The organism is Acinetobacter chinensis, assembly GCF_002165375.2.
Classification (GTDB): Bacteria; Pseudomonadota; Gammaproteobacteria; order Pseudomonadales; family Moraxellaceae; genus Acinetobacter; species Acinetobacter chinensis.
The window spans coordinates 1,480,551-1,495,137 of the sequence record NZ_CP032134.1; the positions used below are offsets into that span (position 1 = coordinate 1,480,551).

The window sequence follows — 14,587 nt, forward strand, 5'->3', positions numbered from 1 at the left end:
CTGTTTCAGGCATGGTGTTTTGTGTGGGCTATGCCTATAATGTGGCGACTTAAAAAGCAGTAGACTTTTCCAGATATGTTGTATTCTCTTGCTCGCCCTTTGTTGTTTAGTTTAGCACCAGAGCGTGCACATGAGCTGACATTGTCCATGCTGAAATCTGCCCATAAAATGGGTATGATGCGACAGAATGTTGAACCTAAGCCTGTCACCTGTATGGGAATTGAATTTCCAAATCCGGTTGGACTGGCAGCAGGACTTGATAAAAATGGTGCATATATTGATGCACTTTCAGGTTTGGGTTTCGGTTTTATTGAAATTGGTACCATTACCCCGCGTCCACAGGCTGGAAACCCTCATCCACGTCTTTTCCGTTTACCTGAAGCCAAAGCGATCATCAATCGTATGGGTTTTAACAATGACGGTGTTGATCAGCTGATTGAAAATGTAAAAGCTGCAAAATTTAAGGGTGTACTGGGTATCAACATCGGTAAAAATGCGGATACAGCGGTTGAAGATGCAGTTTCTGACTATCTGATCTGTCTTGAAAAAGTTTATAACTACGCTTCTTATATTACAGTCAATATTTCCTCACCAAATACTAAAAATCTGCGTAGCCTACAAAGTGGTGATGCGCTGACTGAATTATTGCAGACCCTGAAAAAGCGTCAGCTGGAACTGGCTGAAGAGTTTCAGCATTATGTTCCTTTGGTTCTCAAAGTTGCGCCTGACCTGACAGCAGAAGATATTCAGTTTATTTCAGCTCAGCTGATTGAGTTTAAAATCGATGGTCTGATTGTTACCAATACGACACTGTCCCGTGAAGGTGTGGAAAACCTGAAACATGGCAATGAAGCGGGTGGTCTTTCGGGTGCGCCGGTATTTGAAAAAAGTACCGCATGTCTTGCAGCATTTTCTGCTGAATTAAAAGGTGAAATACCTTTGATCGGTGTTGGCGGGATTTTGTCAGGTGATCAGGCTGCGGCAAAACAAAAAGCAGGTGCTGACCTTGTACAGATCTACAGTGGCCTCATATATACAGGACCGACTCTTGTAAAAGACTGCGTAGACGCATTTTCGACATGAACGCCCTTGATATCTTCATACTGATATTATTGCTGATCGGAGGGTTGAACGGCTTGAGACATGGATTTGTGAAAGCCTTTGCCAATCTTGTAGGATGGATTTTTGCACTGATTGTTGCTGCAAAATACGCTACAGCAATGGCACCTCTGATGGTCACGCTCAGTGAAGATCCTGTGGTACAGAAAATTGCAGCATTTGCATTTATTGTTCTGATTATTGTTGTGCTGACCTGGCTGGTAACAGCATTACTGAACAGTATATTGAAGACATTGAAACTCGGCCCTTTAAACCGTCTGGCGGGAGGTGCATTTGGCACACTCAAAGGGTTGATGGTGGTTCTGATTGGTATGCAGGGCATTGGTCCATTTGTGGAAAGTTCTCCGCACTGGAAAAACTCAAAAGCAGTTCAGACGCTGCTGCCTTATGCGCCACTGGCGAGTGAGCTGTCTAAAGATGCAGCTCATGAAGCACTTGATCATATTCGCTCGACAGATGCACAGCCTTCTGTTGAACCTTCATCTGACGCCGTGCAGAAAAATCGAAAGCATGCAGATGAATCAACAAATAATCCTTTTTATTAATCCTAGCTTGTTTGCGAGGTTGCTATGTGTGGAGTAGTTGGTATAGCTGGTAAATCACCTGTTAACCAAATGTTGTTTGATGCGTTAACGATGTTGCAGCATCGTGGACAGGATGCAGCTGGGATAGTGACTTGCCATAATGGGCGTTTGTTTCTTCGTAAAGACAACGGCATGGTGCGTGATGTTTTTCATACGCGTCATATGCGTGCTCTGCTTGGAAATTTCGGTATAGGTCATGTGCGTTATCCTACAGCAGGTTCTTCAAGCAGTGCTGAAGCACAGCCTTTTTATGTGAACTCTCCTTATGGTATTACTCTGGCACATAACGGTAACCTGACAAACGCTGAAGAAATTCATGATGATCTGTTCAAAACAGATTTACGTCATATGAATACGGATTCAGATACAGAAGTGCTGCTGAACGTCTTTGCACATGAGCTGCAAAAGCGTGGCAAACTTGAGCCAATGCCAGAAGATGTTTTTCATGTTGTAAGTCGTGTACATGAGCGTTGTAAAGGTGCTTACGGTGTTGTTACGATGATTACCGGGCATGGTCTGGTGGGATTCCGTGACCCGAACGGTATTCGTCCTTTGATTTACGGTTCCCGTGAAACTGAAGCTGGTACTGAATATATTATTGCTTCAGAATCTGTAGCGATTACAGCACTGGGCTTTAAAGTTGAGCGTGACATTAAACCTGGCGAAGCGATTTTTATCAACTCAAATGGTGAGCTGTTTTCACAGCAGTGCGCTGCTGCTCCTCAATACAATCCATGTATTTTTGAGTATGTTTATTTTGCCCGTCCAGATGCGACGATTGATGGAATTTCAGTATATAAAGCCCGTCTGAAAATGGGTGAGAAACTGGCAAATAAAATCCTGAAAGACTGGGGTGAAGATCATGATATCGATGTTGTGATTCCAATTCCAGATACCAGCCGTACTTCTGCTGTTGAGCTTGCAGGTATTCTGGGTGTGAAATTCCGTGAAGGTTTTATGAAAAACCGTTATATCGGACGTACATTCATCATGCCGGGTCAGCAACAGCGTAAAAAATCAGTACGCCAGAAGCTGAACCCTGTTGAGCTTGAATTTAAAGGTAAAAATGTACTGCTTGTGGATGACTCCATTGTCCGTGGTACAACATGTAATGAAATTATTCAGATGGCACGTGATGCTGGTGCGAAAAAAGTATTTTTTGCTTCCGCCGCGCCAATGGTGAAATATCCAAACGTATACGGTATTGATATGCCTGCAAAGGCTGAGCTGATTGCTTCTCATCGCAGTGTTGAAGAAATTCGTGAAATTATCGGTGCTGACCGTTTGATTTTCCAGGATCTGGAAGATCTTAAAAATGCGGTACGTACAAGTAAAGTACCTGAAGTTGCTGAGTTTGACTGTTCTGTATTTGATGGTCAGTATGTGACAGGTGATATTGATGAGCAGTATCTTGAAGCTTTGGAGCAGAGTCGAAGTGAATCTGCTAAAAAGAAAAAAGATGGTTATATTGATGTCAATATTGACGCATCATCAGTAGATCTGACCGGTCTGAAAGAAGAGTAATAAACATCTTCGATTCAATGTGAAAAGCGGGTAATTCCCGCTTTTTTCATTTATGATGGCAGGGACATGAAATACAATGTAAGTCAGGGATATTACATTTAGACAAATGCGCTATTCATTTATTAAAAACAAAAATATGCTTTGGTCTGCGAGTATCTGTCTGCTTGCGGTCATACTTTCGGTATTTATATTGAATACCTTGCTGGGTTTGCTTGTCTTTTATGTTGATCAGACACAATCTATTTTGTGGCATGCGCTCAGTCCTTATCTAATCGTACTCCTGCTTTCTGTTATGGGTGCTTCCGTACTGATAGAGTTTTATGTATTCCGCTCAGGTGGACATTCTTTGGCAAAACAGCTCAGAGCCAGGCGTTTAAGTCTGATTGAGAGTACGCCTGAGGAAAGTGCGGCTCTGAAAATTACTGAATATCTGGCTGAAACTTTTCTGATTGACACACCTGCTGTTTATGTTCTGCCGGATGAAGTGGGTGTAAATGCACTGACAGCTGGGTTTTATCCAAAGGATATTGTGATTATTCTGACCTGGGGGGCTCTGCAGAACCTGGATGAGCAGGAGCTTTATGGTTTACTCAGTCATGAGTTCAATCAGATTTTAAGTGGTGAGACGACTGAAAATACCCGATTAAAAATTCTGTACAGCGGCTTGACCACTTTCAGTCAGTGGGGCAGTAAAATTTCCAAACTGGGTTTCAATAAACATGGACAGAATCAGGAACATAAGTTTGCGACATCATTTGTAGCTGTTGGTGGGGTAATTTGGCTGATAGGAAGTCTTGGGATATTGATTACCCGTTTTATTAAATATCTGACACTCGGTGGGCGAACTTTTAAAAATGATCTGAAAACCCGTCGTCTGATTCAGAACAATGCCAATATTCAGACACTGTTGCGAATATATGTACACCATGCGGGTTCTCAGATTCACAGTGAGTACTCAGAATCCATTTCTCATATGTGTTTTGCAAACTCTTTAAGCCCGCAAAGCTGGATGAATATTCATCCGAGTATTGAGCGACGCATCTTTGAGCTGAATCCGGCGCTGGTTCAGGATCTTCAGCTGGAAAATCTGAAAAAACTCCGTAATCAGCCCTTGTTCAGTCTTTTTCGTTCACTGGAGGAAGTGAACAGTGAGTATCACTATCCGTGGAGTTCGCCACAGCCATTACCTTTGTTGCGGCTTTCACCAATCAGTTTTGCAATCAATGATGCGATCAAACCACTGAATTCTGAAGTCAGAGGGAATATGCAGCGACCTGAGCTGATTCAGCGTGCATTGCAGACTGCTACAGGATCACGGGAGGTCATGGTTGCTATTCTGATGATTCGCCAGTATCGGGAGTTTATTCCGCCTGAGGCAGAAGTCAGTCGTGCAATTGTAGACTCTTTGCTGAATATGGATGGTCGTGTCCATATTTCAATTTTTCATGAAGCCTGTAAAAATATTGGTGGAATGCCAGCCACAATCGCCAGACAGTTTCTGACTAAACTTGCCCGAATTATCCAGGAAGATGGTGAGATTGGATTGCTTGATGCATTATTGCTTGAGCGGGTAAAAGCAGAGCTGCATCTGCTGCCTTTACATACACCGACCGCACTGGATGAGGTTAAGCCTCAGATTGTACGTCTTATAGATGCTTTACTGCATGTACAGCAGATCAACTCGGCAAACCAGTTGGAAGTCCGTGAACTGATCCTTAAGCGGGTTCTGAGTGTTGAGGAACTGGAAATATATGAAGAAATTTCTGATGAGCCAATTGATCTTTCGGAAATACTGAATGATATGGCAGGCTTACTGTTGCGTGACCGTTTGAGCATATTGGGGATTGCTGAAATATGTTTATGGAATGACCGTATCATTACGCAGGATGAGCTGGATGTGCTTGAGTTGCTGTACTGGCGGCTGGGTTTTGAAAGCGATGATATTGTGGAGCAGATGCAGAAGAAAAACAGCATTATGATCGTATAAGGTTAATGCATATTGAATGAAGCCTGAGCGAATGTATGAATTAAGCTCGGCAAAAGTTCTTTATACAGTTAGAATATTCTTTGAATAGATTGTGATGAAAGAATGATGATAGGGCAAACGCGTGAAATACTTGCAAACCTTGGAATAGATGTATGGATTCCACGGGAGAATGCATGTCAGCAAATGCCGGAATTCAGTCTTTGGCGTGATCAGTCCGAACCTGTTGCTGTTGATCAGATGATTGAATTTCCTCAGATTTCTTTACCTAAACCTGGTCGTTCAGACATTCCTGAATCAGTTGTAAAATCACGTGAAACAGAAAAGCCTGATGTGGTTTTGACGCCTAAGTTAGACACTGCGGTACAGGAAAATCTGCCACAGGTTATTTCTATAGCTGAACCTGTTCATATTCCTCCGTTTTGCCTTCAGGCGATCAGTCTGGAGCATTGTGCGGTGGTATTGAATGCAACTGTGCTTTCTCAGGCTGAACAGCAGTTATGGGTAAATATTCAGAATGCATGCAGTGCTCAGTTTTATGAGTTGAAATGGCCATTTCCTCTGGTGGAAATTCAGGATGGTCGTGGGGTTGCCAGTTATGTTCAGGGTTTCCTGGATGCAGTATCTTCAGATAAAAATCTGCTTTCGCTCGGAGAAATTCCGCATTGTTCTGCATCGAAAGTAATTCAGTTGGCGGATCTGCAGAGTATGCTGGAACGTCCGTTACTGAAAAAACGGTTGTGGCAGTTTATGCAGAAATCAGTATCAGATCATGGATGAGTCATGGATAAAAAAGTGGTTGTTTTCAGTCAGCTGGATCGGGAAATATTAACTCAGCTCGAGCAGAAATATGAAGTCGCATTGGTTGATCCCAGACAGGGTGATGTGAATCAGCAGATTTTAAAACTGGTTGAAAATGCTGATGGAATGATTGGAGCAGGGCGTTTGCTGAATGAAACCAATCTGCATACGGCTGAACGTTTAAAAGTGATTTCCAGTGTCAGTGTTGGATATGACAATTACGACCTGAACTATCTCAATAGTAAGAAAATATGGTTGTGTAATACCCCTCACGTGCTGACTGAGACGACAGCAGATCTGGCATTTACCCTGATGTTGAGTGCGGCACGACGGGTGTCTGAGCTTGATCGGTGGACCAAAGGTGGGCAATGGAAGCGTACAGTTGCGGCTGCGCAGTTCGGACAGGATATCCATGCGAAAACACTGGGAATTATTGGTCTGGGGAATATTGGTGCGGCGATTGCAAAACGTGGGTACTATGGATTTGGCATGAATATTCTGTATCACAACAGACATGAAAAGCCTGAGTCGGCTCAGGTATTTAATGCCCAGTACTGTACATTGCCAGAGTTGCTGAAAAAGTCTGATTTTATTGTAGTAGCAGTTGACCTGAATACTGACTCCAAAGCACTGATTGGGGAAGATGAGTTTGCACTTATGCAGCCGCATGCTGTTTTTGTCAATATCGCCCGAGGTTCGGTCGTTGATGAAAATGCGCTCGTTCAGGCTCTGAAAACAGAACAGATATTTGCAGCTGGGCTGGATGTGTATGCAAAGGAGCCATTGCAGGAATCTGAGCTGTTTGACCTGTCAAATGTCGTGACATTGCCACATATAGGTTCAGCTACAGCAGAAACCCGTAAAAAGATGGCGCAACTTGCTTATGATAACCTTGTTTCAGTGTTGGATGGGACTTTGGCTGAAGCGACGGTTAATCCTTTATTTGATCATAATTGATAACACATCATTGCAAATTTCTCCTTTTTTCAGTGGTATATTCGATATGACTGAACCACTCACTGCTGGAAAACAGATTTGAAAAGGCTTATTTTTGCGTGCAGTCTGAGCATCATTACAATCATGAACCAGGCACGATCTGAAGCATATACCGTATCACCACAGTTCAGTGTGCCTGAAATTGGCAGGGGAATCGGTTTACTAGATCAGCAGAAAGAACGCTTGATTGGTGAAAAGGTTTTTCGCGAAGTTCAGAAGCAGATGCCGGTTATTCAGAATCCCTGGCTTGAAGATCAGCTGTCAGGGATTTTCTCTCATATATTAAGTCAGACTCAGCTTGGTCAGCCCGTTGGACTGGTGGTCATCAACGACCCTCAGATCAATGCTTTTGCTGTTCCTGGTGGTCTGTTTGCACTGAATACTGGACTTCTGATTTCAGCCAGAAATATGGACGAAGTGGCAGGGGTGATGGCGCATGAAATTGCCCATGTATCACAGCGTCATTACAGTCGATCACAGGAAGAATTTAAGGGGCAGGGTTTGCTTGCGCTTGCGGGTATTCTGGTGGGTGCGCTGGTCGCTTCACAGGCAGACGGAGATGCGGGTGCAGCGGTGATGCTGGGCTCTCAGGCAGCACTGCTTGATAAGCAGTTGTCCTACAGCAGGAATCAGGAGCGGGAAGCTGACCGTATAGGTATGCAGTATATGTATGCAGCAGGATACAACCCACAGAGCATGGCTGACTTTTTTGAGGTAATGAACAGAGCGACCAGTCGGGTCAGTTTTTTACCGGACTTCTGGTATACCCATCCTTTGACCACAGAGCGTATGAGTGAAGCACGTTTAAGGGCAAATCAGCTGCCACAGGTCAAATCCAGCTTAAGGGACGAAGGGTTTGAAGTGCTGAAGATGTATTCAAAAGTCATTTCTTCCCAGATGTCTGAACAGCAACTGAAAATACTTGCTGACCGAGGGGACTTTGCTGCATTGCTGGGATTGGCTGTTTTCTATGTCCGTCAGGGTGATTATGTGCTTGCTCAGCAGGCACTGGATCGGGCGAAAATAAAAAATAATTCACATAATCTATTGACCTTGACTCAAACTGACATATATTTAGGTCAGAATAAGCTTGATGATGCATTAAAAACAGTGGTTTCAAATGCACAGATCATGCCGGAAAACAGAGCTTTGAATTTGAAGCTGGCTGAAGTCTATATTCGACGTGGTGAACCGCAGGCTGCGAAAAATATTGTTCAGCGATTTGTTGATAGAAACTCCAGGGACATCAGTGCCTGGCGGTTGATGCAGCAGGCAGCAAACCTTGAGAAGCAGTCTTCACTAAGAGTAGTCAACGTCTTGCGCTATCGTGCGGAGGCAGAGTACTGGTCGGGTAATGAAGAAAATGCGATTAAATCTTTATTGCATGCACAAAGACTGGCAAAAAATGATGATGTTGTATCATCGCAGGTAAAAGTACGATTAACAGAAATGCAGAATGAGCGACAGCTGAAAATATAACAAAAGATGATTGGTTGTTCAGCACTCCCTTTTCTGTCATAAAAATAAGGAGAGTAAAGTGATAGAAGGACAATGTCTTTGTGGTTCAGTCAGTTACATTTATCATGCCGAACTTGAAAAAACCATTCTGTGCTACTGTCAGCACTGTCAGCGGGCGCAGGGAACAATGTGTGGCTGGAACAGTCCTGTAGATAAAAATAAATTTGAAATTGTACGTGGTATAAAATATCTGAAAGAATATTTTCATAGTCCCAATAAAGCACGTGTGTTCTGTCAGGAATGCGGAAGTCCAATCTATTCATATCGGGTGGATTTGCCTGATATCGTTCGGCTTAGACTCGGGACAGTGACGCAAGGACATATTCCTGCTCCGGTTGAGCAGGCATTTATACAATACAGACCAGTATTTATGAAAGTGGAAGGCTGATGGATATGTGCTGTGATTTTTCAATGCTACAATGTTGTGGCGCTATAACTTTAAAGATCAAATGAAATTGTCCATGAGAAAAAAGCTGTTATTTATTTTATTTGCGGGAAGTTTTGCGGTTTATCAGAGTGCTCATGCGGGCAGTATTGAGCAGTATGTTCAGTCTGTGGAAGCAATCAAAGATACTTACAGACAGGAAACCCGTGCATTTTTTAATGGTCTTGATCCATATCAGAAAGGGTTCAGCCAGGTTCAGCAGGAACAGTTCTGTGGAATTGTACGAAAATATGTTGATGGGCTTTATCAGGCTGCTGATGAAAACAGAGCTTTTCTGGATAAACAGTACAGTGGATTGACAAAGCAGGATGTTATTCAGCAGGTGGAAACATCTAAAGAAATGCAGATGCTGAAAAAATACAACGTGAAATGTGATTTGAAATAATGAACAGGTTTGAACTGTCTTTTATGAAAGGCAGTTCAACGCTAAAGATGTGATCTGAAAAATAAACTTTATATTAAAAAAGTTTCGCTTTAATTTTAGCAGAAACCTGAGCAGGATCGGCGCGCCCGGCTATGAGCGGACGCAGAGAGTTCATCACCTTACCCATATCTTTCATGCTGGTAGCTTCTTGCGCAGTAATTGTCTGTGCAATGATGGAATCAAGCTCTTCCTCAGTCATAGCTTCTGGTAGAAATTGAGATAAAACTTCAATTTCAGCTTGTTCCTTACCAGCTAAATCTTCCCGGCCAGCACCTTCAAAGGCTTTGACCGATTCTTTACGTTGTTTGATTTGCTTTTCAATGACCGCAAGAACCTGATTATCGTCAAGCTCTATGCGTTCATCGACTTCGATTTGCTTGATTGCTGCCTGGAGACCACGAATTACCGTCAACTTATCCATTTCTTTAGCACGCATAGCGGCTTTCAGAATGTCTGTAATCTGGTTTTTTAAAGTAGTCATTTATATTGTCCGGTAGTCAATCAATCACAAATTAATCTTAGTAAAGGCGAGTTGTACGTACTGATTCGCGAGCCAGTTTCTTCTGGTAGCGTTTAACAGCAGCAGCTTTTTTACGTTTACGTTCCTGAGTAGGTTTTTCGTAGAATTCACGTTTACGAACGTCAGCAAGAACACCTGCTTTTTCGCATGAACGTTTGAAACGACGGATAGCTACGTCAACTGGTTCGCCTTCTTTCAATTTAACTTGTGGCATGAAGAATCCTCATAAGTTATGGATAAGATCTGGGCTGAATTGCCTTTGATCACAAGTGAAGTGCAGTATTTTACTCATTTACATCTCATATCACAAGTCTATAATAGCCTCAGCAATAATTTGAAACGGGTAAAAGGCAGTTTAATGATCGTTCTTGGCTTGGAAACTTCCTGTGATGAAACAGGTCTGGCACTTTATGACAGTGAAGTCGGCTTAAGAGGACAGGTGTTATACAGTCAGATTAAACTTCATGCAGAATATGGCGGTGTGGTGCCTGAACTGGCTTCGCGGGATCATGTCCGGAAAATGATTCCTTTGATTAATCAGTTGCTTGAAGAAAGTCAGGTTGGAAAGTCCGAGATTGATGCGATCGCTTATACACGTGGTCCAGGTTTAATGGGAGCACTGATGACCGGTGCGCTGTTTGGCCGTACACTGGCATTTGCGTTAAATAAACCCGCTATTGGTGTGCATCATATGGAAGGTCATATGCTGGCACCGCTTTTATCGGAAACACCACCGGAATTTCCGTTTGTTGCTTTACTGGTGTCAGGTGGACATACACAGCTCATGGCTGCGCACAGCATTGGTGAATATGAAATTCTGGGCGAGTCAATTGATGATGCTGCGGGTGAAGCTTTTGATAAAGTTGCAAAAATGATGGGGCTGCCTTATCCGGGTGGACCGAATATTTCTAAACTTGCAGATAAGGGCAACCGTGAAGCTTTTGCTTTTCCTCGTCCAATGTTGCACGTGGGACTGGATTTTTCATTCAGCGGACTGAAAACTGCTGTTTCCGTTCAGTTGAAAAAGCTTGAAAATGAAAATATCGCACCGGAAAACTATGAAGCCGATATCGCTGCATCTTTCCAAGAAGCGCTGGTTGAGACTCTGGTCAAAAAATCGGTCAAGGCACTGAAGCAGACAGGTTTGAAACGTCTTGTGATCGCAGGTGGCGTGAGTGCAAATAAACGTCTGCGTGAGCGTCTGGAGGCAGATCTGGCGAAAATTAAGGCTACGGTTTATTATGCGGAACCTGCACTCTGTACAGATAATGGTGCAATGATTGCATTTGCAGGTTATCAGCGCTTAAAAGCAGGGCAGCAGGATGGTTTGTCTGTGACTACAACCCCGCGCTGGCCTATGACTGAACTGACAAAACCTGAGTAATTGTCAGAACAGTCTGTGTGAAATAAAAAAGAGGCTTCTGCCTCTTTTTTATTTGCTGTTTTTATTGCTCAGTTAGTCGGTTCTGGTAAATACCTTCAATGGTATCTACAAGTGTCCGTGTGGTCTGATCAATTTCAAAATTCAGCAGATCACCCTGTTTAACATTTTTAAAATTGGTCAGGCGTAAGGTTTCAGGGATTAAATCCACGGATATTTCATTACGCTGTTTATCGACATGGTTGATGGTCAGGCTGCATCCATGTAGACCAATAAAACCTTTAAGGAAAAAATATTTCATTTTTTCTGAGGGAATCCGGATGTCAAGGTGCAGTGTTTCACCAATATGCTCCAGTGCGCTGATCTGTGCAGTTCCTTCAATGTGCCCATAAATATTATGACCACCGTTTTCATGTCCCATTTTGAAAGAACGCTCAATATTGACCATCTGATCGGGATTCAGATGTCCTAATGTAGTCAGTTTTTTAGTCTGATCTGCGACATCAAAAGCGACCAGATTTTTGTCTTTGAGAATCTGTGTAACCGTCAGACAGGTTCCATCAACAGCAACGCTTGCACCTGTAAAAACATCGTCCATAAAGCCATGCTGATTCGTGATGAAAATAGTGTCGTAACCATTGCCATGAGTGATGGAATGAATACGTTCAGTTCCTGAAACAATTCCTGTATACATCTTTATATCAACATTATGAAAGTAAATCCTGGAGGGATTATAAGCATAAAAACACGGAAAAAGGGATTCTGTCTTCAGAGGTGTTTACATGTTAGATTGATTCAGTATGTAAACTGGAAATGGATATTTATCTGCAATGCGGAGTGATATCAGAAAATTAAAAAAGTCGGAATGAGAGAATAAAATGTCAAATAAATCAGAAATACTGAGCAGTACTGTTTATCAGAAATTTTCTCGGGGCGTTCAGCTTCCTTATGACATACTGGATATTCATGACATTCCAGATGGTGCAAAAGAAGGGCATTTTATTGAGATCCACTGTGGAGGATTCGGTTCGGAAATATCGCCAAATCCAACAGAAAAGCATCAGTTTTACGCGCTGACTGACCGTGGTCCCAATACGACATACGATGTGAACGGCGATAAAGGAAAAATTTTCCTGAAACCTGATTACACGCCAAAAATTGGATTGTTTCAGCTGAACTCAGATGGAACGATCAGCAAACTAAAAGAAATCTTACTGAAAAATCCGGATGGTGAACCCATTACAGGATTGCCCAATCAGCATTTTGGTGCAACCAAAGAAATTGCTTATGATCAGCATGGCAAAGTCCTTGAAAAAGGGACAGATGAATTCGGACTGGATTCTGAAGGGTTGGTGGCATTACAGGATGGAACCTTCTGGGTAAGTGATGAATATGGTCCTCATATTGTTCACTTTGATGCATCCGGTGTGGAGATTGATCGGATCAATGCTTATGAGCATGATGAGCGCAGAAAGTCCGGATATTTATTGCCACTGGAATATGCTAACCGTCGTCAGAACAGAGGGATGGAGGGGTTGACCATAACGCCCGATCAGAAAAAACTGGTGGGTATTATACAGTCTACAATGAGTAATCCAGATCCTTCTGTTACAAAGTCTGACCTTGTTCGTATAGTGATGATTGATCTGGAAACAAAAGCGGTATCCCAGTATCTGTACCGACAGGAGGGAGGAGATCAGGTCTATTCCTGTACCGCGATTGTGGCGTTAAATCAGCAGCAGTTTCTGGTTGCAGAGCGGGATGATGATTTTTATATGGATAATCCGCAGGCTTTTAAACGGGTCTATAAAATTAATCTGACCGATGCAACCGATCTGGAACAGATTGAAAACAGTGATCAGTTTGAACAGGATGAAAAAACAGGCTTACTGATAGATGGTTTAACTCTGGAGCAGTTCGTTCTTCAGGCGGGATGGCAAGGGCTTCAGGATGTTGGCATTGTTCCTGTAGCAAAAACACTGGTGGTTGATCTTATAGAGAAGCTGCATTATCCACACGATAAAGTTGAAGGTCTGTGGGTCATTGATGAACATCATCTGGCTGTACTGAATGACGATGATTATTCTTTTTCAGAAACAGATGGTGTTATGCAGCAGAAGTATCTGGATAAAGATAAAAAAGTGATTGATGCCAATACCTTATATATTATTGGTGGTATTGATACAGGAAAATAAAAGCTCAGAACTGTATTGAAAATGTTTGGTTCTGAGCTTTGGTCATCAGAGTAAAAGAAATAGACTGTCTTTTACTCTGTTCGGAGCGAGGCTTAGAGTTGATTCAGTTGCTGTGATCCGACCCAGTGTTTAGAGAACTGATAAGCTGCCCGCCCAGAACGCTGACCACGGGACTGACACCATCTTAATGCTTCAGCGCGAGCTTCATCTGTCATAGGCATGTCAGATTTATTCAGATAACTTTCCACAATTTCCAGGTAAAGCTGCTGATCCATTGGATAGAAAGACAGCCACAGACCGAAACGGTCTGAAAGCGAAATTTTTTCCTCAATCGCTTCCTGAGGATGCAGTTCTTTGTACTGAGGAACATCAACTTTGGTGACGGGTGTATTTTCGTGCATGAATTCAGGTAACAGATGGCGTCGGTTACTGGTCGCATAGATAATAAAATTGCTTGAACCTGACTGTAATGAACCATCCAGCACGCTTTTCAGACTGCGGTAATTTTCGTCTTCGGCATTGAAAGCAAGATCGTCACAGTAAACAATGAATTTTTCAGGACGATGCGCAATCTGTTTCTGAATTTCAGGAAGTTCAGAAAGATCATCACGTTCAATTTCAATCAGACGCAGACCATCTTTTGCATACCTGGTGAGTAAAGCACGGACAATGGAGGATTTGCCGGTACCGCGTGAGCCTGTCAGCAGTACGTCATTTGCAGGTAAGCCTTTCAGGAACTGTAAGGTATTCTGTATGACTTTTTCTTTTTGTCGTTCAATACCCCTTAAATCATCCAGGAAAATATCCTTAGGATTTAAAATAGGGATTAACTGTTTATTCTGCCATTTATAGGCAACAGCAGAAAAATCTGTCTCCTGTCTGACGGCTGGGAGACTTTGCTGTAGCTGTTGTAGTACAGTGGAGAGAGATTGCAGAATGTTATCAGGTAAATCTATATTGGCCATGATGTTCAGCTTATGATTGCAAAATGTTGGTTCTGTTTTGTGCTGATATAGAACTCTATACCACTCAGTCAGTATTTGCCAATATATTCATTGCTTTTGCAATTGAAAGACAGATAAAGTTTTCTGCATAG

At 42.7% G+C, this 14,587-nt stretch carries 15 protein-coding genes; 11 read left to right on the forward strand and 4 right to left on the reverse strand.

The window, feature by feature from the left end:
• Positions 1 to 75 precede the first annotated feature (75 nt).
• The 9 genes from CDG60_RS07785 to CDG60_RS07825 all read left to right on the forward strand — a co-directional run bounded on the left by CDG60_RS07785 (position 76) and on the right by CDG60_RS07825 (position 9,356).
• Complete coding sequence (locus CDG60_RS07785) at positions 76 to 1,083, forward strand: quinone-dependent dihydroorotate dehydrogenase (RefSeq protein WP_087511574.1); 1,008 nt, start codon at positions 76 to 78, stop codon at positions 1,081 to 1,083.
• Positions 1,080 to 1,664, forward strand: coding sequence for a CvpA family protein (locus tag CDG60_RS07790; protein ID WP_087511575.1), 585 nt, complete (start codon positions 1,080 to 1,082; stop codon positions 1,662 to 1,664). The genes CDG60_RS07785 and CDG60_RS07790 overlap by 4 nt, the downstream gene beginning before the upstream one ends.
• A 24-nt stretch (positions 1,665 to 1,688) precedes the next feature.
• Entirely contained in the window at positions 1,689 to 3,227 is a 1,539-nt protein-coding gene (purF, locus tag CDG60_RS07795) for an amidophosphoribosyltransferase (protein WP_087511576.1), read from the forward strand.
• A gap of 106 nt (positions 3,228 to 3,333) precedes the next feature.
• Complete coding sequence (locus tag CDG60_RS07800; RefSeq protein ID WP_171405438.1) at positions 3,334 to 5,214, forward strand: M48 family metalloprotease; 1,881 nt, start codon at positions 3,334 to 3,336, stop codon at positions 5,212 to 5,214.
• 105 nt (positions 5,215 to 5,319) lie between these two features.
• Positions 5,320 to 5,991 carry a hypothetical protein gene (locus tag CDG60_RS07805; protein WP_087511577.1) on the forward strand — a complete coding sequence of 224 codons (672 nt, stop codon included), beginning with the start codon at positions 5,320 to 5,322 and terminating at the stop codon, positions 5,989 to 5,991.
• Between the two features lie 3 nt (positions 5,992 to 5,994).
• Positions 5,995 to 6,969 carry a 2-hydroxyacid dehydrogenase gene (locus tag CDG60_RS07810; protein WP_087511578.1) on the forward strand — a complete coding sequence of 325 codons (975 nt, stop codon included), beginning with the start codon at positions 5,995 to 5,997 and terminating at the stop codon, positions 6,967 to 6,969.
• A gap of 78 nt (positions 6,970 to 7,047) precedes the next feature.
• The gene (locus tag CDG60_RS07815; RefSeq protein ID WP_406565299.1) at positions 7,048 to 8,487 is read left to right on the forward strand and encodes a M48 family metalloprotease; all 1,440 of its coding nucleotides are present in this window, start codon (positions 7,048 to 7,050) and stop codon (positions 8,485 to 8,487) included.
• Positions 8,488 to 8,545: 58 nt separating this feature from the next.
• Positions 8,546 to 8,914, forward strand: a complete 369-nt coding sequence (locus tag CDG60_RS07820) for a GFA family protein (protein WP_087511580.1) — start codon at positions 8,546 to 8,548, stop codon at positions 8,912 to 8,914.
• 73 nt (positions 8,915 to 8,987) lie between these two features.
• Positions 8,988 to 9,356 carry a hypothetical protein gene (locus CDG60_RS07825; protein ID WP_171405439.1) on the forward strand — a complete coding sequence of 123 codons (369 nt, stop codon included), beginning with the start codon at positions 8,988 to 8,990 and terminating at the stop codon, positions 9,354 to 9,356.
• Between the two features lie 73 nt (positions 9,357 to 9,429).
• Here CDG60_RS07825 and CDG60_RS07830 read toward each other — a convergent pair whose 3' ends face one another.
• Both CDG60_RS07830 and rpsU read right to left on the reverse strand, forming a co-directional pair.
• Positions 9,430 to 9,876 carry a GatB/YqeY domain-containing protein gene (locus CDG60_RS07830; RefSeq protein ID WP_087511581.1) on the reverse strand — a complete coding sequence of 149 codons (447 nt, stop codon included), beginning with the start codon at positions 9,874 to 9,876 and terminating at the stop codon, positions 9,430 to 9,432.
• 37 nt (positions 9,877 to 9,913) lie between these two features.
• The gene (rpsU, locus tag CDG60_RS07835) at positions 9,914 to 10,129 is read right to left on the reverse strand and encodes a 30S ribosomal protein S21 (protein ID WP_001136722.1); all 216 of its coding nucleotides are present in this window, start codon (positions 10,127 to 10,129) and stop codon (positions 9,914 to 9,916) included.
• A 144-nt stretch (positions 10,130 to 10,273) separates the two neighbouring features.
• On the opposite strand from rpsU, the gene tsaD reads away from it, so the two are divergent.
• Positions 10,274 to 11,299, forward strand: a complete 1,026-nt coding sequence (tsaD, locus tag CDG60_RS07840; protein WP_087511582.1) for a tRNA (adenosine(37)-N6)-threonylcarbamoyltransferase complex transferase subunit TsaD — start codon at positions 10,274 to 10,276, stop codon at positions 11,297 to 11,299.
• Positions 11,300 to 11,360: 61 nt separating this feature from the next.
• Here tsaD and CDG60_RS07845 read toward each other — a convergent pair whose 3' ends face one another.
• A complete protein-coding gene (locus tag CDG60_RS07845) occupies positions 11,361 to 11,990 on the reverse strand; it encodes a riboflavin synthase subunit alpha (RefSeq protein ID WP_087511583.1) in 630 nt (209 codons plus the stop codon).
• A gap of 184 nt (positions 11,991 to 12,174) precedes the next feature.
• Here CDG60_RS07845 and CDG60_RS07850 point away from each other — a divergent pair, with 184 nt between their 5' ends.
• Positions 12,175 to 13,491, forward strand: a complete 1,317-nt coding sequence (locus CDG60_RS07850; protein ID WP_087511584.1) for an esterase-like activity of phytase family protein — start codon at positions 12,175 to 12,177, stop codon at positions 13,489 to 13,491.
• 92 nt (positions 13,492 to 13,583) lie between these two features.
• Here the strand turns inward: CDG60_RS07850 and CDG60_RS07855 are convergent, their stop codons facing one another.
• Entirely contained in the window at positions 13,584 to 14,456 is an 873-nt protein-coding gene (locus CDG60_RS07855; protein WP_087511585.1) for an ATP-binding protein, read from the reverse strand.
• Between the last annotated feature and the right edge of the window lie 131 nt (positions 14,457 to 14,587).